This window comes from Enhygromyxa salina (assembly GCF_002994615.1).
In the GTDB taxonomy this organism is placed as follows: Bacteria; Myxococcota_A; Polyangia; order Nannocystales; family Nannocystaceae; genus Plesiocystis; species Plesiocystis salina_A.
In genome coordinates this window covers 23,286-41,289 of the sequence record NZ_PVNK01000047.1, presented here as the reverse complement: position 1 = coordinate 41,289, position 18,004 = coordinate 23,286, and the positions used below count along the sequence as shown (strand labels likewise).

The following is an 18,004-nucleotide window of genomic DNA, read 5'->3' as shown; positions in this document are numbered from 1 at the left end:
GTTCAGAGCTCGAGCGCGCGGGTGACGGTGGCGATCTCCACGACCTCGAGCTTGGCGAGCATCTCACGAGTGACGAGCGGTCCGCTGGGTCGCAAGCCCAGGGCGGCCTGGCGGGTCTCGTAGTCGGCGAAGGCCCGGATCAAAAAGGGCGGGAAGGCCCGAAACAACAGCCGCGCCTCGATCTTCAAGGGGCCCTCGGCGCCCGCGAGCGGCAGCTCGTAGGTCCAGCGCATCGGGACCCCGGGCGGGGCCGAGCGGGCGTCGATGATCGCGTCGGGCCCCTTGACGACGCCGCGGCTCGCGTCGAGCGAGCCGACCGGGAAGTAGGTCTCGAACAGGGCCTCGTCACCGGACAAGTTGGAGCTGCACTCGCCCGTGTCGCTGTTGAAGGGCGCGTCGGCGAAGCGGGCCGCGCGGTGGAGGGTCTGGGTCGCGTCTGCGGGTTGGCAGCGGCCCGCGCGGTCGATGAAGCCGATGCACTGCACGCAGCGCAGGAAGCCGTTTTGGAGGTTGATCAGCCCGCGCCCACGAAACTCGCTCGCGGCCTCGAACCTGGACGAGCCGTCGAGCGCTCGCCACTGCGGGTGGTCGGGCCCGTCGATGACGTCGGCGCCGAACAGCCCGAGCGGCTGGCCCTGCTGGTTCAAGATCCGATCGGAGACGTTGACCGAGGCGAAGATCTTGTCGCGCAAGTCCTCGTCGCCTCGCTCGACGCGGCCGACCTCGTAGACCAGGCGCCCGGCGGCGTCGGTGACCCGAAGGTGGACCCAAAACTCGCGCTCTTGCGAGAACCCGGCCGGGATCTTGTGGCCAGCCCCGGTGTTCTCGATCACGACCGGGAGCTCGAGGGTGCCCCTGCTGACGGCGGCCTCGCCGAGCTCGAAGCGGAAGCTGCGGCCGAGGAGCAGGTCCCGACGTTGGTCGCCGCCGAGCGGGATCCCGGCCGCGTCGAGCTCGGGCTGATCGATGTAGTTGTCGTCGAATGCGGGGGTCAGCGGGATGTCGACGCCCGAGAAATAGTGGGTCGTGACCTCGCGGCGCTCGCCGGAGCCGGCCGCGACGCGCAGACGCGGGAGCTCGCCCGGGGCCCGCGACTCGAAGTGGGTGCCGGGCGGACAGCCGCGGCGCAGGGCGCTGATCTCGGTCTCGCCCGGGACCGCCGCCGGCGGATCTCCAGCCACGCACACGCCCGGAAAGCTGCTCATGTGGCAGTCCTGGCAGTCGGCGGGCTCGCGCCCGGACTCGCGCTCGAGCGCGGCCCAGTCGGCCCACTCGCTGTAGGCGTTGCGCAGCCGGCGAAAATGCTCGCCGCGGGTCGGCGTGCCGATCGCGTCGGCGCCGAACAGGCGGACGTCGTGGCAGGCCCCGCAAAACTGGCTCGAGCCGAGGTAGGCGCGGGCCTCGGCGCTCGGGCGGCGGTGGACCCCGCCCGGAACCAGCTCGGCGTCCGCCCGGCGACCGGGGACCGCGAGCAGCTCGGCCGGGTCGAGCAGGTAGCCGCTGTTGGCGATGCCGGGGATCCCGGCGCGGTCCTCCGGGCGCATCGCGAAGCGCTGGCCCGTGAGCGTCGAGATCCAGCTTGGGTTGCCCTCGTAGAGGCCGAGGCGCTCGTTGCCCGGTCGGACCGGGCCGTGGACTTGATGGCAAAAGCCGCAGTCGATGCCCTCGTCGGTGCTCTTGGGCTGGAGGTCGCGCAGGGGTCGGCGGCTGATCGAGCGCGGCGAGAGCCCGTCCCAGGCCGGGAGCGCGGCGGCGAGGTTCTCGCGCGGGCTGTGGCAGTTGACGCACCACAGCGCGCCGCCCGAGCCCGTGATCGGGATCCCGGTGTTGGGGTCGCGGCAGGCCGTGCGCGGGTCAGAGCTGCGCAGGATCCCGGCCCCGCCGGGGCAGTCGTCGCTGCGCCCGACCTGCTCTTCGATCAGGATCTCGAGGCTTTGAAAGAGCGGGCTCTTGGACGCGTGCCCCATGACCGAGCGCTTCCACTCGGCGCTCTGGCGAGGGTGGCAGCTCGCGCAGTCCTCGGGGCTCGTGTGCGCGGCGTCGAGGGCCGCGCGGCTGCCGATCTCGGGCTTGTCGCGGGGCGCGGTGGTCTCGGGTTTGGGCTCGGCGTCGCCCGCGAGCTCGACGAGGCCGTAGCCGCCGACGCTGCCGAGGCCGACGATCGCGAGGACGGCGAGGATCCGCGCGGCTCGCCTCGCAGGCGAGCGGCGCGAAGGGGCGCGGGGCCGGGCCGAGGGGGGAGGGGAGCGAGCTTCGGGCGGCGGCTCGGGCTCGGGCTCGGGCGCGGCGGTCTTCGACGGCTCGTCGCGGGCGGGGACGAGGCGCGAGCTCGGGTTGGTCGGCGGGTTTGGGCTCGGCTTCGACGCCTGGGCATCGTCGAGAAAGCGCGACAGCTCCTGGTGGATCGCGGCGGCGTCGCTCGGTCGGCGCGAGGACTCGGGCGCGAGGATCCGCAAGATCAGGCTCTGGAGTCCCGGCGGGAGCTCGCGGGCGATCGCGTCGGGCAGCGGCGGGACGCCCTGGCCGAGGTGCTCGATCGCGCTGCGCAGCCCGAGCCCAGCGAAGGGCCCGCGACCACACAGCAGGCGATAGAGCAGCAGCCCGAGCAGCCAGCGGTTCGAGCTCGCGTCGTCGGCGTGGCCGGCCGCGGCCGCGGGGGTCAGCCACTCGCGGCGCAGCTGCGAGCTCGGGGACTCGACGAGCTCGGCCCCGACCCGGGCCCTGACCAGGCCCTCGGCGAGGAGCCAGACCCCGGGCTCGATCACGATCTTCGCCGGCCGGACCAGGCCGGGGTACAGGCCCCGGGCTTCGGCGGCCGCGAGCGCCCGGGCCAGCGCCGCGACGAGCTCGACGACCGGTCGCCAGGCCAGGGGGTGACCCTCGTGGGTCCCGAGCAGCGCGCTGAGCCGGGTCTCGGCCCGCTCGCGGACCAGCCACGGACCCTCGTCGTCCCGCCCGCCCTCGACGAAGCCGCCGAGCCCCTCAGGCCCGAGGGCGAGGAGCTCGTCGGCCTGTGTCGCCCGGGAGCTCGGGAGTCGCCACAGCTCGCGGCCGTCGGCGCAGGCGAATCGCCGGGCCTCGCCGACCGACTCGAGCGCGCGCGCGCTCCTTGGGGGACCACTCACCGCACGACCGTGCCCGAGGCGGGCGCCCGGGGGCAAGCCGTTCTGATCCGCGTCTTCGGCCATCGGTGGCCTCCAACGCCGGCCGGTCCCGAGGACTTTCGAGCCCGGGTGCAAGCCGATCACCCCCGCGAGGCGTTTGCCCGCCCGCATGGCTCCGTCCCCGGCTAAAACCGCGCCTGAGGCCTCTCTCGAGGCCGTTTCGGCCCGCGATCTCGACCCCGAAGGGCCCGAGCCGCGGGCCGCGCTCGTGGTGTACAAGGGATCTTCGCCCGATCCCGACTCGGGCCCGGAGCCGCCCGACATGCCCGACGTCGACCCCGAGCACCCGACCCTCGCCTACGGAGACAAGCACCCAGGCGAAGCCGCACAGACGCCAAGCACGACCCTGGCGCTCGAATCCGACCGTCGCCGGATCGGTGACTTCCTCGTCCGTCGGCTGATCGGCGAGGGCGGAATGGGCAAGGTCTACGAGGCCGAGGAGCGCCTGTCGAAGCGGCGAGTGGCGCTCAAGATCCTGCGCAGCGAGCTGTCGCGCAGCGAGGCCGGCCGGCGGCAGTTCGTCAACGAGATGGGCATCCTCGCCAGCCTCGACGACCCCCACATCGTCCGCTGCCTCCACTGCACCGAGGTCGAGGGCGAGCTGGTCATGGCGCTCGAGTATCTCGAGGGCGAGACCCTGCGCGAGCGTATGACCCGCGAGCGCGCGCTGGCCTGGGACGAGGTCGTGGCGATCGCCTGGCAGATCTGCGCGGCGCTCGAGGCCGCCCACGCTGGCGAGCAGCCGATCATCCACCGCGACCTCAAGCCCGAGAACGTCATGCTCGTCGGCGGCGGGCGGGTCAAGGTCATGGACTTCGGCATCGCCAAGATCGTCCAGGCCGCGGCCGGCAACACGACCCACAGCGTCGGCACGCTCCAGTACATGAGCCCCGAGCAGATCGACGCGCGCCCGCTCAGCCCGCGCTCCGACCTCTACGCTCTCGGCCTGGTCATGTGGGAGCTGCTCTCGGGCCGCCCGCCCTTCGAGGCCGAGTCGCCGCGGGTGCTGCTCGACAAGCTGTGCACCGAGCCCGCGCCGCAGCTGCCCGCCGAGGCCCGCCGCGGGCTCCCGCGCGGGGTCGAGCAGCTCGTTCACCAGCTGCTCGAGAAGGCCCCCGAAGACCGCCCGGCCAGCGCCGCAGAGGTCCTCGAGCGGCTCGAGCCCTTCCGCCCGGCCGAGCTGTCTGGCGCCACGGCCCCCGTGGCCGCGGGCGTGACCGGGGCCAGGTCCAAGACCGAGCCCGGGAGCGAGGCCGAGACCCGCCCGGGCTCGAGCGCGTCGAGCGAGTCCTCGGGCGCGGCCGTGGCGGGCGCGGGCGCGGCCGAGCGCGCGAGCTCGAGCGGCGCGCGGGAGCTCGCGCCCAAGCGCCTCGACACCGTCGCCGTCATCGAGAGGGCGGCGGCCCCCCGTGAGATCCCGACCAAGCTGGCCGCGACGATCGTCGTCAGCCTCTCGCTCGCCGCCGGCCTCGTCACCTGGCTGATCCGACTGCTCTCGACCTGAGCGAGCAGTCCCCGCGACCCCGCTACCGGAGAACACCATGCGCATCGCCATCGTTGGAGCCCTCGCCGCCCTCGGAATGTCCCTGACCAGCGCCGCGGTCTGGAAATACACCGATCCCGACAAGCTCGACGCTGCGAGCACCGTGAGCTCGGACGCGCCCGACAGCCCGCGCGAGGGCCCCAAGGTCGACGACGACGATCCCGAGCCGGCCAAGCTCGTCGACAAGTCGACCTTCGTGGCCGGCGAGACCTTGATGGTCGAGGGCCGCCTCGGTCAGAGCAAGATGCTCGCCGACACCCGTGGCGAGACCCTGCTGTTCGTCGACGTCCGCAACGAGCCCGACCCGCTCGACCCGCTCGGCGCGCGCACGAGCTTCGCCCCGCTCAACCTCGCGATCGTCATCGACCACTCGGGCTCGATGAAGGGCCAGCGCGAGCGCAACGCCCACGACGCCGCGGCCGGGATGATCCGGCGCCTGCGCGACGGCGACACGGTCTCGGTCGTGTCCTACTCCGAGCAGGCTCGGATCGTCGTGCCCGTGACCACGATCTCCACCGTCACCCGTGAGCGGCTGATCCGCGACATGCTCGACGGCGTCGGCACCCGGCCGAGCGGCAACACCTGCATCTCGTGCGGCGTCGACCTGGGCATGCGGACCCTCGCGGGGCGGCGCGCGGGCATCGACCGCATGCTGCTGCTGTCCGACGGCGAGGCCAACCGGGGCGTGCGCGACGAGGCGGGCATGCGCGTGCTCGCCCGCCAGGCTCGCAACCGCGGCGCGACGATCTCCTCGATCGGCGTCGACGTCGACTACAACGAGCGGCTGATGTCGGCGATCGCCCGCGAGGCCAACGGCCGCCACTACTTCTCCGAGACCGGCGCGAACCTCGAGCAGATCTTCGATCAGGAGCTCGAGTCGCTGGTCTCGGCCGTGGCCAAGGACACCGAGCTCGTCGTCGAGCTCGCGCCCGGCGTGCGCGTGGCCGAGGTCCTCGATCGCAGCTACCAGCAGGTCGACCGCCGGGTGATCGTGCCGATGGGCACCTTCGGGGCCGGCGAGGACAAGACCTTCTTGATGCGCCTCGAGGTCCCGCCGAGCCCCGTCGGCGAGCGCCCGATCGCCAACGTCACGCTCAGCTACGAGGACCTCGCGGGCGCCGAGCCCGGCGAGTGCTTCGGCGAGCTGGCCACGCAGATGACCGCGGCCGCGGCCGAGGTCTCGCCCCTCGACGCGATCGTGCTCAGCCGCCTGACCCGCAGCGAGACCGCCAAGACCCTCGAGCGGGCCAACTCCCTGTTCGCCCAGGGCCGGACCGCCGAGGCCCAGGCGGCCGTCGACGAGCACCTCGAGCAGATCCGCAGCCGGCGCAAGACCGCGGGCGCGCTGGTCAAGGCCAAGGAATTCTTCGACCCCTTTGGCCGCGACCTCGACGACGACTTCGCCGAGCAGGCCGGGGTGCTCGACAAGGCCAACGCTGGCTTCGGCGAGGCCGCGGCCGCGCCCGAGCCCGCGGCCGCGAGCCGGCCCGGCAAGGCCCAGGTCAGGCGCAACGCCGAGGCGGCCGACGCCTTCGCGCTTTGACCCCGCCGCGCGCCTTGACCCCGCCGCTCAGTTGAAGGTCTCGATGTTGGCGTCCATCCACGCCAAACGCTGGGCGATCCAGCTCTGCACGGTCATGTGCTCCTCGTCCCAGGTGTTGACCGGGCAGTCGAGGCGGAACAAGAGCACCCAATCGTCGCCACCGATGATCTCAGCCATCGGCCAGCGCGCGAAGTTCTCGCCGATCTTCTCCGCCGTCATGGTGTCGACGAGGTCAGCGAGGCGCGCGTCGATGGCGTCTTGCGAGAGCACGGTCTCACGCAGCTCCGCCCAGCGGGCGACGAGCGCCTCCTGAAACACCGGGTCCGCGGCGACGATGTTGAGCCAGTGATTGTTCTCCCGTCCGTTCCAGGTCTCGGGGTTGTTGCAAGATCCGCCGAGGCCGATGTCGAAGTCCCACGGCACGAAGGTGATCTTGCCCCCCGGCGCCTTGTAGATGTGCATGCTCGACGAGTAGCCGTCGCCGTTGCGGGTGAACTCTTGGATCAGGACGAAGTCAACGAGGCTCGCCATGTCGACGTAGTCCCAGACGCTGCCGTTGCCGTAGGTCGCGGCCGAGAAGTCGTTCATGTAGTCCATGATCGCCGCTTCACTCTCGGGCGAGAGGTCTTCGAGCTTTGGATAGACCAGCTGCCAGCCGATGTCGTGGGTCGTGACCCAGGTCTGGGTCACGTCGCTCTTGAAGATGAACGAGCCGCCGAGCCCGTCGTCGGCGGGGATGTCGATGCGGTCGTCGTCGCGCTTGATCTTCTCTCCGAGGGTATAGATCCCGACCCAGTCGCCGTTGAGCGTGAGCTCGCAGTAGTGGCTCTCTGAGGCGTAGTTGGCCTCGGGGTCGAAGGCCGCGAAGGTGTCGTACATCAATTTGTTGCGATACAAGGAGAGGTCGAAATACATGCCATTGAGCACCCAATCTTCCTCCTGACCAAACTCGTAGAAATTGGTCGGGTTGGCCGGTGGTTTGGTCGAGAGCGCCAGGTCGAGGACGAGATCCGAGGATGCCGGGTTGCCCTGGTGGACCTCGACCGCGACGACGTTGGTTCCGTTGACCAGGAGTTGGTTGTCGACCGGGAATTTGCGGAACTCGACCTCGTCGAGGCCGCTGAGCGCGGACTGGGCGAGGGAGTTGCTCGAGATCTGACCGTCCGAAAGGTTGAAGCGCGCGATCTCGACGCCGTTGAGATAGACGACGGCGCCGTCGTCCGCGCGAAGCTGGAGGTAGACAGGGTCGAGGACCGCGACGTTGGCGACCTCGAAGCTGTGCCGAAACCACGTGGTCGTGTGCTTGTTGCCCGCGTTGGGCCCGAAGCCGATGGTCGTCGCGTTGTCGATCTGACCCGACGCCGCCCATCCGCCTTGCCACTGCGGCCCGAGGACGCCGTAGCCGAGCGGCGCCAGACCCTCGCTCCACTGGCCGTCGTCGAACTCGGGCTGCATCCAGTCGTTGCCGCCCGCGTTGCCCGAGTCGTTGTACTTCCACGACGCGCCGGGGGCGACGAGCTCATGGTTGGGTGCGGACCACAGCTCGACGTCGTACTGGTGCTTTGGCCAGCCCTGCGACGAGCGCCCGCGGACCTCGACGCCCGCGGCGCCCTCGTAGGCCACGTAGCCGTCGCCCTCCATGACCAGGAGATCGCAGCTGCGCTTGGGGTCGTCGACGAGGGGCTGGGCACAGGTGAGGTCGATCGTGCACAGGCTCCAGTCGGTCTCGTGCGGTGGTTCAGGGTCGCCGTCGCCGTCGCCGGGGTCGCCGTCGCCGTCGCCGGGGTCGCCGTCGCCGGGGTCGCCGTCGCCGTCACCGTCGCCATCGCCGGGGTCGCCGTCGCCGTCGCCGTCGCCGTCGCCCGAGGTCTCTTCCTCCTCGACACCGGAGACCTCACTCCCGCACGAAGCGAGCAACGCGAGGGGGAGCGTCAAAGAAAGCTGTACGAGAGTCCGGCGCATGCTCATCGACCGATGGTCACGCAAGCTGCGCCATGTCTCAACTGGCATAAAACCCCCTGCGGGGCCGATCAAAGCGATTTTAGGCTGCGCTCGCGCAAATGAGGCATGGAGCGAGGTTGCGCGCATGACGCGCGGTCCTGCATCAGGCGCGCAGCCGGGCTCCTCACGCCAGCTTCGAGCACGGGAGCCCTCGCTGGCCCTCGCTCAGGTGGGCTGGGCAGCCTGCTAGAACACGGTGACCGCGACGCTGCCGATGAAGGGCGCCAGCGAGGGCCCCTGTCCGAAGTTCGGGAAGCAGCTGTACATGTCCGCGTCGTCGTTGAACGACAGCTCGCCCCCAGGCGTCCAGTTGCCGAAGTTGCGCGGGCCGTTCTCCGTAACCGTGAATTCGTAGGGCGCCACCAGCAGCTTGATCTTATTGTAGTAAGTATCGTTCAGCGGATCATCGTAGGTCGCGATCACATAGCCGTTGCCAAGCGACCCACCGCAGCCGCTGTTGGTCGCGTGCTTGCCCGAGATCCGCAGGAGGTCACCATTGTCGAGGGTGATGATCCGGTCGTGATTGTAGACCTCGTACTGCTCGCCGATCACGTCGGTGGACGTGAGCTGCTCGTAGGTCCAGTCGCCGACCTTGGGCCCGCTGCCCTGATACACGATCATGTCGTTGGCGTCGCGCACGGTGATCTCGATGTTGTCGCCGGGCATGTCGACGCAGGCGTCGAACCAGTCGATGCCGATCAGATCGACCTCATCGGTGTTGTCGAGGAAGAAGCAGTGCTCGGTCTCGCACTCGGCGGAGCAGCCGTCGTTGTCTTCGTTGTTGCCGTCGTCGCAGCCCTCGACGCCGGCCTGGATGTAGCCGTCGCCGCAGTACGCGAGCTCGCAGGTGCCTGGGCACTCGTCGGTGTCGTCGAGGTTGCCGTCGTCGCAGGTCTCCATGCCCGCCCACACGAAGCCGTCGCCGCAGCTCGCGGGGACGCAGGTGGGTGAGATGCACGCGTCGTTGTTGTCGAGGTTGCCGTCGTCGCAGAGCTCGACGCCGGCCTGGATGTAGCCGTCGCCGCAGGTTGCGAGCTGACAGGCGGGGCAGTCGTCGCTCGTGTCCATGTTGGCGTCGTCGCACTCCTCGCCCTCCTGGAGGATGCCGTCGCCGCACGAGCCAGGGGTGCAGGCCATGGTGCAGCCGTCGGCCTCGTCGTCGTTGCCGTCGTCGCACTCCTCGACGCCCTCGTGGACGAAGCCGTCGCCGCAGGTCGCGAGCTTGCATTCAGACACGCACTCGTCGGTGTCGAGGTCGTTGCCGTCGTCGCACTCCTCGAAGCCCTCGTAGACGTAGCCGTCGCCGCAGCTGGCGACGGTGCAGTCGGGGGTGCACTGGCCGGACGCGGAGTTCATCGGCCCGAGGTCGCACTCCTCGCCCGGGTCGACGACCCCGTCACCGCAGTTTTCGTCGCCGGTGTCGCCGTCGCCGTCGCCGGGGTCGCCGTCGCCGTCGCCGGTGTCGCCGTCGCCGCCGTCGCCGTCGCCGTCGCCGTCGCCAGTCTCGGTCGAGTCGCTGTCACCGTCGTCGGTGTCGCTTGTGGAGGTTTCAAAGCTTGCGCCGGTGTCGCTCGTGCCCGAGGAACATGCGGCGAGCGCGAGGAGGCTCGACGAGATCAGCGTCGCGGAAGCAAAGATGCGTGCCATGGGCGACAGTCTCGCGTCGTTTCAGACTCCGCCCAAGCACTTTGTCGCTCGGCAGACGACGGCGCAGACGCGCGGCGACTCCCCGACCGTGAAGCGTGGTGGATGGGTTGGGGCTGCGATCCCGCTGCACGCGGCGGGAAACTTTGCGTCGTCGGTGAGTTGCGTTGGGGTCGAGCTAAGCTGGGTGTTTGATGATGGCCCGCGCGACCCTGTTGTCGGTGAGCGGGGCGGTGGTTTGCGCGATCGGCTGTGGCGCGGCCGAGCCCCGAGGTCACGACGATCGGATCCCCCGCGAGTGTGTGATCGAGGGCCGCTCGCCCGAGTCGATCGCCGACGTCGTCGAGCGTGTCAACGCGCTGCCGCGGCCCGTGTCGGTCGCCTGCTTCGTGGCGAGCCTCCCGCGGCCGCTGGCGGTGGTCGCGAGCTCGAGTGAGTTCAGCGCTCAGCCGGCGGTGGGCGCTGGCAATCCGCGCCTGTTCATCCTGAGCGAGGGCCTGGCCATGTCGATCGTTCCCGCTGGCGAGGGCAGCCACTTGCTCGAGCTCGGCGAGTGGGTCTCGGACACGCGCACGATCAAGGCCGAGCTCCGCTTCCCTGTCGAGGCCGCGATCAGCCACGACACTCCCTATGAGGTCCTCCTCGACGGCGGCATCACGACCTGCGGTCTGTGCCATCGCAACGAGACCCCCGCGCCGGACCGACCCGGAGCCTATGTGTCCGAGGCCATGCGCCCCGCGTCGAACCACTACGTCCCGCTCGCGGACCTCCACGACGAGCTCGACGCCTGTGATCGGAGCGCGGAGCCGGCTCGCTGCGAGCTGCTCAGCGCGCTGCTCGACTTTGGCCTCGTCGAAGAGGTCGCGTTCTCCGACGAGCTCGCAACCTTCTTTAATTGAGTCGGCCTACTCGGGCTCTCGGAAAAATTGGATCTGAACGCGGGCGCCCGGCTCGAGCCGGATGTGGTGCGGGCGCTCGGGCGCGACGACGCCTGGCACGCCCGGGCGCAGGGCGAAGGTGAGGTTGTCCTCGTCCTCGAGCACGTAGTGAACGCGGCCCTCGAGCACGACGATCTCGCCCCAGGATCCCGGGCGGAGGCGATGGCTGCGGAGCAACCCGGCGGGGATCGTGGCGTCGTCGTACTCGGGCGTCTGCTTGTAGGCGGCGGCGTCCGGCGGGAGCCGAGGCATGCGGCACAGTTGGCAGCGCAGGGGGGTGCCGATGTGCGCTGCGCGCCCAGCCTCGTCGTTGACCCACGCGGCGAGCTGGAAGGGGGGAGCGTGGCGAATGTGTTGTGGGTGCCCGCACTCGAGCTCGGCGACCCAGACCCCGTCCTCGTCACGACGAAAGCCAGTGATCCGTGACTCGGGGGCGCTCTGGGCTGGCCGCGTCAAGCGACGAAGCTATCACGTGGCCAAGGTGGCCATGACGGCTACGCGAGGCGCGTAAACGCCCCTGGTTGCGAGCGCTGAGATGCCATGGGTTTGCGCAAGTAGCGCCAAATTTGGGTCATCTTGCTCCTTTTTGTGTACCTTGCCCTACGTATGAGGGCACTTAGGTGGTCAATATCGCTCAATTCTAGCCAGGCTGTACTAGTTTTCCAGCCCAGGTAGAATTTTGACCTGAAAATCCAGTATTTGTACAAAAGTGGTCGCTGACTCGCGGAAAAATTCCAGTTAGAGTGTAGTCATGAACAGCCGCACCGAAGTCGACCTCCAGATTGACCCGACCGGCGCCCTGCTCGTGAAGTGGACGGGCAGCGCGAACGACCGCCGCCCTGCTGCCATACTAAACCCCGTTTTTGAGGAGCTGCTCGGCTCTGGACGCTACCTGCGCTTTGACTTCAGCGAGCTCGAGCACATCTCGTCGTCGACGATGGTCCTCGTGCTGCGCTTCTTCAAGCAGCTCAAGGCGCTCGGCGTCGGATTCGAGCTCCGCTACGACGAGTCGGCAGCCTGGCAGCGGATGACCTTCGCGCCGGCGACCGCGCTCGCGGCCGCGCCGCAGGTGTCGCTCGCGGCCTGAACGGGCTGAGATCCAGGCGCTGTCGCGCCATCCACGAAGACCCACGCATGGCTGGTGTGGGTCTTTTTCATGGGCCTGAGACGTGGGGTGATGGCTCTTGGTGACGTGATTCAACTGACTTTTTAGGGGTTCTTCGCGAAGTAGTGGGGCCGCGAATCTCTCGGGTGCCACGAAAGTACCCCAATAAGTTCACGGACACGGCGAGTGCGCAGGCGCCCACGATCTTTGTCCTCAACCAAAACCCAAGTGAGGCTGGCGCGCGCGCGGAGCTGTTCCGCGCGAGCGGCTTCGCGGTCGAGCTCCACGCCTCGGGTCGCGCGCTGCTGTCCTCGCTCACCAACAGCCGCCACGGATGTGTGGTGCTCGACCTCGAGCTTCCATGGTCGGAGCGTTGCGAGCTCCAGGCAGCGCTGCACGATCGCGACCATCCTCTCCCGATGGTGGTGCTGACAGGTAGCCGCGAGGTGCTGGAGGCCGTTGCGATGATGCAGCGTGGCCTGGCGGAGATGCTGCCCCAGGCCTGCTCGGCTGCGGAGCTGTGTGAGGCCGTCGACCGGTCACTCGTCGCGTGCACGCAGCGCAAGGCCACAGCCCAGGCGCGCGCGCGCTGGGCCACGCTCACGCCGCGCGAGCGCGACGTGTGTCGGCTGCTCGGCGACGGCTTGATCGACAAGCAAGTCGCGGCCGAGCTGGGCACGACCCGGAGCACCGTGCAGCTTCAGCGCGCGCGCGCGTTCGAGAAGCTGGGCGTGAGCTCGGCGGCCGAGCTGGTCCGCGTCTTGGTCGCGCTCGAACGAGGCGCCTGAGCGCCGGCAGGCGAGGGGATCCGACCACGGGCGGCCATGTTCGCGATGTGCTGTCAATCGGCTTAATGCCGAATACCCAAGCGCGCAGCGCGAATGTTACCAGCCTCCCACTTGGTCGCCATGGATCCCTTCGTTCTGCCCGAATTCTACGTCCCCCACCCTGCGCGGCTGAACCCTCACCTCGAGCGCGCGCGAGTCCACTCCAAGGCTTGGGCCTACGAGGTGGGGATTCTCGGGGAGCCCGAGTCGACCACCGGCACGCCGATCTGGGACGAGGCCACCTTCGACGCCCACGACTACGCGCTGCTGTGCGCGTACACCCACCCGGACGCCTCGGCTGACGAGCTCGACCTCATCACCGACTGGTACGTGTGGGTGTTCTACTTCGACGACCACTTCCTCGACGTCTACAAGCGCACCCGGGACTTCGACGGCGCCGAGGCCTACCTCGCCCGCCTGCCCTCGTTCATGCCCCTGCGCGACGGCGAGGGCTCGCCGGAGCCGACCAACGCGGTCGAGCGAGGCCTGGCCGATCTGTGGGCGCGGACCGTGCCGAGCATGTCGATCGCCTGGCGCGCGCGCTTTGTCCACAGCACCGCGGCGCTGCTCGACGAGTCGCTGTGGGAGCTCGCCAACATTCGCCAGGCTCGCGTCGCGAACCCGATTGAGTACATCGCGATGCGACGCAAGGTCGGCGGGGCCCCGTGGTCGGCCAACCTCATCGAGCACGCGGTCGCGGCCGAGGTCCCCGATCAGATCGCGACCTCTCGCCCGATGGAGGTCCTGCGCGACACCTTCGCCGACGCCGTCCACCTGCGCAACGATCTGTTCTCCTACCAGCGCGAGGTCCAAGACGAGGGCGAGAACGCCAACTGCGTGCTGGTCTTCGAGCGCTTCTTGGGCGTGGACACGCAGCGGGCCGCCGAGCTCACCAACGACCTGTTGACCTCGCGCCTCCAGCAGTTCGAGAACACCGCGCTGGTCGAGCTGCCGCTGTTGTTCGAGGAGCGCCAGATCGACCCCGGCGCGCGCCTCGACGTGGCCAAGTACGTCAAGGGCCTCCAGGACTGGCAGTCCGGGGGCCACGAGTGGCACATGCAGTCGAGCCGCTACATGAACGATGGGGTCGGGGGCAGCGACCCGGGCTCGATCGCCGCGATCCTCGGCGGCCCCACCGGGCTCGGGATCTCGGCCGCCCACCTGCGCCCCTCGGCCGGCCGGCTCGGGCTTCGGGTCCGCGCGGCGAGCTACAGCGGCTTGCCCTTCGAGCCGGTCGGCGCGGTCGCGCTGCCCAAGTTCTACATGCCCTTCACCGCGCGGGTGAACGAGAACCTCGAGCGCTCGCGCCAGCACTGCATCGACTGGGCCCGCGAGATGGGCATGCTCGACGAGCTCCCGGGGCTGCCCGGGTCGGGGATCTGGAACGAGCAGCGCCTCGCTGAATTCGACTTCGCCAACTGCGCGGCCCGGCTCCACCCGGACGCGAGCGGCCCCGAGCTCGACGTCTCCTCGGCGTGGCTGACCTGGGGCACCTACGGCGACGACTACTTCCCGGTGATCTTCGGTGTGAACCGTGACCTGGCCAGCGCCAAGCACCAAAACGATCGCCTCTCGACCTTCATGCCCCTCGACTGCGGCGCGACCCCGCCCCCGCTCAACCCGCTCGAGCGTGGCCTCGCCGAGCTCTGGCATCGGACCGCGAGCCCGATGGACAAGTCCCAGCGTCGCTGGTTTCGGCTCGGCGTCGAGGCGATGACCGAGAGCTGGCTGTGGGAGCTGCTCGTCGGCATTCAGCGTCGGATCCCCGATCCCATCGACTACATGGAGATGCGGCGCAAGACCTTCGGCTCCGACCTGACGATGAACCTGGCCCGGGTGACCAAGGGCCGCCGGATCCCCCCGGCGCTGTTCAAGACCAGGTCGATGCGCGAGCTCGAGGACTCCGCGGCCGACTACGCCTGCCTCACGAATGACGTGTTCTCCTTCCAAAAGGAGATCGAGTTCGAGGCCGAGCTGTGCAACGGCGTGCTGGTCGCGCGGCAGTTCCTCGAGATCGGCTCGGCCGAGGCCGTGGACGTGGTCTGTGACCTGATGACCGCGCGGCTCGAGCAGTTCGAGCACATCATCGCGACCGAGCTGCCGATCCTCGCCGAGACCTTCGAGCTCGACGCCGGCGCCCGGGAAGACCTCGCGGCCTACGTCGAGGGCCTCCAGGACTGGGTCGCGGGGATCCTCGACTGGCACCGGGAGACCGGCCGCTACGTCGAGGCGGTGCTGCGCCGGGATCGCAGGCCGCCCGTACCGACTGGACCTACCGGGCTCGGGACCTCGGCCGTCCGCTTCTGGACGCGTCGCTAGTCCGAGCCCGAATCCCACTGACCCCAACACGCGAATACCCGCTCGCGTAGCGCGAGCAATCTGGAGACGTTGAACGATGACAGACGCAGACAAGTCGGCCCTCGAGGCCCAACAACAGAGCCTGGCGACCGCCGCCGCACGCAACCTCGCGACCACGACCAAGTCCCCGCCGCAGATGCAGGGCATCACCTCGCGCTGGCTGCTCAAGCTGCTGCCGTGGATCGATGTCTCGGGCGGTGTGTACCGAGTCAACCGCCGCCTGTCCTTCGCCGTGGGCGACGGTCGCGTGACCTTCACCAACGTCGGGACCAAGGTCCAGGTGATCCCTCAGGAGCTCGCCGAGCTGCCGATGCTCCGGGGCTTCGACGACATCGAGACCCTCGCGGCCCTCGCCAACCGCTTCGTGCAGCACGACCTCAAGCCCGGGTCGGTGATCGTCGAGGCGGGCAAGCCCGCCGACTCGATCTGCCTCATCGCCCACGGCAAGGTCGAGCGGATCGGTGAGGGCAAGTACGGCGATGAGAGCGTGATCGACGTGCTCGCCGACGGCGATCACTTCAGCTACGAGGCGATCCTCGAGGATCACGACCAGTGGCAGTTCACCGCCCGGACCGTCACGCCCTGCACGGTCCTGACCCTCGATCAGACCGTGTTCGAGCAGATCATGGACCAGAGCGAGGCGCTGCGGACCCACATCGAGCAGTTCAAGGAGCGCTCGAGCCGGCCGCAGGACAACGGCGGTGAGGCCGAGATCCAGCTCTCGGCCGGTCACCACGGCGAGGCGGCGCTGCCCGGGACCTTCGTGGACTACGAGCTCGCGCCCCGCGAGTACGAGCTCAGCGTCGCGCAGACCGTGCTGCGGATCCACACCCGCGTCGCGGATCTCTACAACCAGCCGATGAACCAGACCGAGGAGCAGCTGCGCCTCACGATCGAGGCCCTGCGCGAGCGTCAGGAGCACGAGCTCATCAACAGCCCCGAGATCGGCCTCCTGCACAACGCCGACTTCAGCCAGCGGATCCACACCCGCAACGGGGCCCCGAGCCCCGACGACTTCGACGAGCTGCTGTCGCTGGTCTGGAAGGACCCGGGCTTCTTCCTCGCCCACCCCCGGACGATCGCGGCCTTCGGGCAGGAGTGTAACCGTCGCGGGGTCTACCCGGCGGGCGTCGAGGTCAACGGCCACAAGGTCCCGGCGTGGCGGGGGATCCCGATCTTCCCGTGCAGCAAGATCCCGGTCAGCGAGGAGCGCACGAGCTCGGTCTTGCTGATGCGCGCGGGCGCGGAGAAGCAGGGCGTGGTCGGTCTGCACCAGACCGGGCTCCCCGACGAGTACCAGCCGAGCCTCTCGGTTCGGTTCATGGGCATCAACGAGAAGGCGATCATCTCCTACCTCGTCAGCGCCTACTACTCGGTCGCCGTGCTCGTCCCCGACGCGCTCGCCGTGCTCGAGAACGCAGAGGTCGGGCGCCAGGGCTAGTCCCCGGACCAGAAAGGCAGACCCATGACGAGCTCGTCGAATCAGCAATCCCGCGGCGGCGAGCCGTCGCGCACCAGCCTCGCGCCCGAGGCTGCGCGCAACCTGTCCTCTACGACCAAGACCCGGCCTCAGATGGAGGGGATCAGCCCGCGCTGGCTCCTCCGGGTCCTGCCCTGGGAGGAGGTCGAGGCCGGGACCTTTCGCGTCAACCGTCGGCTGTCCTACAGCGTCGGGGACGGGATCATCGCCTTCACTCGGGTCGGGGAGCGCGTCCGCGTGGTCCCGCGCGAGCTCGCCGAGCTCCCGCTGCTGCGCGGCTTCGATGATGATGAGCTGCTCGAGTCCCTCGCCGACCTGTTCGAGCAGCGTTCGCTGAAGGAGGGCGAGATCCTCGTCGACGCAGGCGCGCCGGCAAACGCGATCCACCTCCTCGCCCACGGCAAGCTCGAGAAGCTCGGCACGGGCAAGTACGGCGACCCGGTCTCGCTCGGCATGCTCGGCGAGGGCGATCACCTCGCGCAGACGAGCGCAGAGGCGCGCTGGAAATTCACCGCCCGGGCGCTGACGCCGAGCGCCGTGCTCAGCCTCGACCGCGAGGTGTTCGAGCGCTTCGTCGGTGAGCACGACGAGCTGCGCGCCCACGTCGAGCAGCTGCGCGCGCGCCCGCGTCGGCCCGCGGATCGCTACGGCCAGGCCGACATCCTGCTGACGGCGGGGCACCGCGGCGAGGCCGAGCTCACGAGCACCTTCGTCGACTACGAGCGCGAGCCTCGCGAGCACGAGCTGAGCGTGGCCCAGACCATCCTCCGCGTGCACACCCGGGTCACGGACATGTACGACAAGCCGATGAGCCAGCTCGGCGAGCAGCTGCGGCTCGTCACCGAGGCCCTGCGCGAGGCCGAGGAGCACGCGCTGATCAACGATCCCTCGATCGGGCTGCTGGCCCGCGTCGACCCCAAGCAGCGCCTCCAGACTCGCCACGGCCCGCCCACGCCCGACGACCTCGACGAGCTCCTGTCTCGTCGTCGCAAGCCGCGGGCGCTGCTCGCTCACCCCCAGGCGATCGCCGCGTTCGGGCGCCAGTGCACCCTGCGCAAGGTCGAGACCCAGACCATGGAGTTCGACGGCGCCGTCGTTCAGACCTGGCGAGGCGTGCCGCTGCTGCCTTGCGACAAGATCCCGATCGACGAGCTGGGGACGAGCTCGATCCTCGTGCTCCGGACCGGGCTCGCCGATCAAGGCGTGATCGGCCTCCACCAGACTGGGATCCCCGACGAGGTCGAGCCGGGCCTCAACGTCCGCTTCATGGGGATCAACGAGCGCGCGATCGCCTCGTACCTGGTCAGCGCGTATTACTCGATCGCGGTCCTCGTCCCCGACGCCCTCGGAGTGCTCGACGGCGTCGAGCTCGGTCGTTGACGGGCCGACGGGGATGCCGGC

At 69.5% G+C, this 18,004-nt stretch carries 12 protein-coding genes; 8 read left to right on the top strand and 4 right to left on the bottom strand.

Annotated elements, in window-relative coordinates; genetic code table 11:
* Nucleotides 1–2: 2 nt before the first annotated feature.
* Nucleotides 3–3,125, bottom strand: a complete 3,123-nt coding sequence (locus ENSA5_RS04775) for a serine/threonine-protein kinase (RefSeq protein WP_181197373.1) — start codon at nucleotides 3,123–3,125, stop codon at nucleotides 3–5.
* 148 nt (nucleotides 3,126–3,273) lie between these two features.
* On the opposite strand from ENSA5_RS04775, the gene ENSA5_RS04770 reads away from it, so the two are divergent.
* Nucleotides 3,274–4,668, top strand: a complete 1,395-nt coding sequence (locus ENSA5_RS04770) for a serine/threonine-protein kinase (protein WP_258182734.1) — start codon at nucleotides 3,274–3,276, stop codon at nucleotides 4,666–4,668.
* A gap of 37 nt (nucleotides 4,669–4,705) precedes the next feature.
* Entirely contained in the window at nucleotides 4,706–6,250 is a 1,545-nt protein-coding gene (locus ENSA5_RS04765; RefSeq protein ID WP_106390359.1) for a vWA domain-containing protein, read from the top strand.
* A 27-nt stretch (nucleotides 6,251–6,277) separates the two neighbouring features.
* On the opposite strand, the gene ENSA5_RS04760 is transcribed toward ENSA5_RS04765, so the two are convergent.
* Together ENSA5_RS04760 and ENSA5_RS04750 are read right to left on the bottom strand one after the other, a co-directional pair.
* Nucleotides 6,278–8,185 (bottom strand): CotH kinase family protein, encoded by a 1,908-nt coding sequence (locus tag ENSA5_RS04760; RefSeq protein ID WP_181197372.1) that lies wholly within the window; start codon nucleotides 8,183–8,185, stop codon nucleotides 6,278–6,280.
* Nucleotides 8,186–8,437: 252 nt separating this feature from the next.
* Complete coding sequence (locus ENSA5_RS04750; RefSeq protein ID WP_106390356.1) at nucleotides 8,438–9,898, bottom strand: DUF4215 domain-containing protein; 1,461 nt, start codon at nucleotides 9,896–9,898, stop codon at nucleotides 8,438–8,440.
* 218 nt (nucleotides 9,899–10,116) lie between these two features.
* On the opposite strand from ENSA5_RS04750, the gene ENSA5_RS04745 reads away from it, so the two are divergent.
* On the top strand, nucleotides 10,117–10,794 hold the full coding sequence (locus ENSA5_RS04745; RefSeq protein ID WP_181197371.1) for a hypothetical protein: 678 nt from the start codon (nucleotides 10,117–10,119) through the stop codon (nucleotides 10,792–10,794).
* Nucleotides 10,795–10,800: 6 nt separating this feature from the next.
* Here the strand turns inward: ENSA5_RS04745 and ENSA5_RS04740 are convergent, their stop codons facing one another.
* Complete coding sequence (locus tag ENSA5_RS04740; protein WP_106390354.1) at nucleotides 10,801–11,289, bottom strand: DUF3565 domain-containing protein; 489 nt, start codon at nucleotides 11,287–11,289, stop codon at nucleotides 10,801–10,803.
* A 295-nt stretch (nucleotides 11,290–11,584) separates the two neighbouring features.
* Between ENSA5_RS04740 and ENSA5_RS04735 the strand changes: the two genes are divergently transcribed.
* From ENSA5_RS04735 to ENSA5_RS04715, 5 genes are all read left to right on the top strand, one after another.
* Nucleotides 11,585–11,920, top strand: coding sequence for an STAS domain-containing protein (locus tag ENSA5_RS04735; protein WP_106390353.1), 336 nt, complete (start codon nucleotides 11,585–11,587; stop codon nucleotides 11,918–11,920).
* 164 nt (nucleotides 11,921–12,084) lie between these two features.
* On the top strand, nucleotides 12,085–12,726 hold the full coding sequence (locus ENSA5_RS04730; protein ID WP_181197370.1) for a response regulator transcription factor: 642 nt from the start codon (nucleotides 12,085–12,087) through the stop codon (nucleotides 12,724–12,726).
* Between the two features lie 120 nt (nucleotides 12,727–12,846).
* On the top strand, nucleotides 12,847–15,084 hold the full coding sequence (locus tag ENSA5_RS04725) for a terpene synthase family protein (RefSeq protein WP_106390351.1): 2,238 nt from the start codon (nucleotides 12,847–12,849) through the stop codon (nucleotides 15,082–15,084).
* 76 nt (nucleotides 15,085–15,160) lie between these two features.
* Complete coding sequence (locus ENSA5_RS04720) at nucleotides 15,161–16,564, top strand: family 2B encapsulin nanocompartment shell protein (protein ID WP_106390350.1); 1,404 nt, start codon at nucleotides 15,161–15,163, stop codon at nucleotides 16,562–16,564.
* A 24-nt stretch (nucleotides 16,565–16,588) separates the two neighbouring features.
* Complete coding sequence (locus tag ENSA5_RS04715) at nucleotides 16,589–17,983, top strand: family 2B encapsulin nanocompartment shell protein (RefSeq protein ID WP_106390349.1); 1,395 nt, start codon at nucleotides 16,589–16,591, stop codon at nucleotides 17,981–17,983.
* Nucleotides 17,984–18,004 lie beyond the last annotated feature (21 nt).

What these genes read in the sequence shown, in the direction of transcription:
- ENSA5_RS04770 (WP_258182734.1), top strand. Translation starts at nt 3,274, where the DNA reads ATGGCTCCGTCCCCGGCTAAAACCGCGCCTGAGGCCTCTCTCGAGGCC.
- ENSA5_RS04765 (WP_106390359.1), top strand. Translation starts at nt 4,706, where the DNA reads ATGCGCATCGCCATCGTTGGAGCCCTCGCCGCCCTCGGAATGTCCCTG.
- ENSA5_RS04750 (WP_106390356.1), bottom strand. Translation starts at nt 9,898, where the DNA reads ATGGCACGCATCTTTGCTTCCGCGACGCTGATCTCGTCGAGCCTCCTC.
- ENSA5_RS04735 (WP_106390353.1), top strand. Translation starts at nt 11,585, where the DNA reads ATGAACAGCCGCACCGAAGTCGACCTCCAGATTGACCCGACCGGCGCC.
- ENSA5_RS04725 (WP_106390351.1), top strand. Translation starts at nt 12,847, where the DNA reads ATGGATCCCTTCGTTCTGCCCGAATTCTACGTCCCCCACCCTGCGCGG.
- ENSA5_RS04720 (WP_106390350.1), top strand. Translation starts at nt 15,161, where the DNA reads ATGACAGACGCAGACAAGTCGGCCCTCGAGGCCCAACAACAGAGCCTG.
- ENSA5_RS04715 (WP_106390349.1), top strand. Translation starts at nt 16,589, where the DNA reads ATGACGAGCTCGTCGAATCAGCAATCCCGCGGCGGCGAGCCGTCGCGC.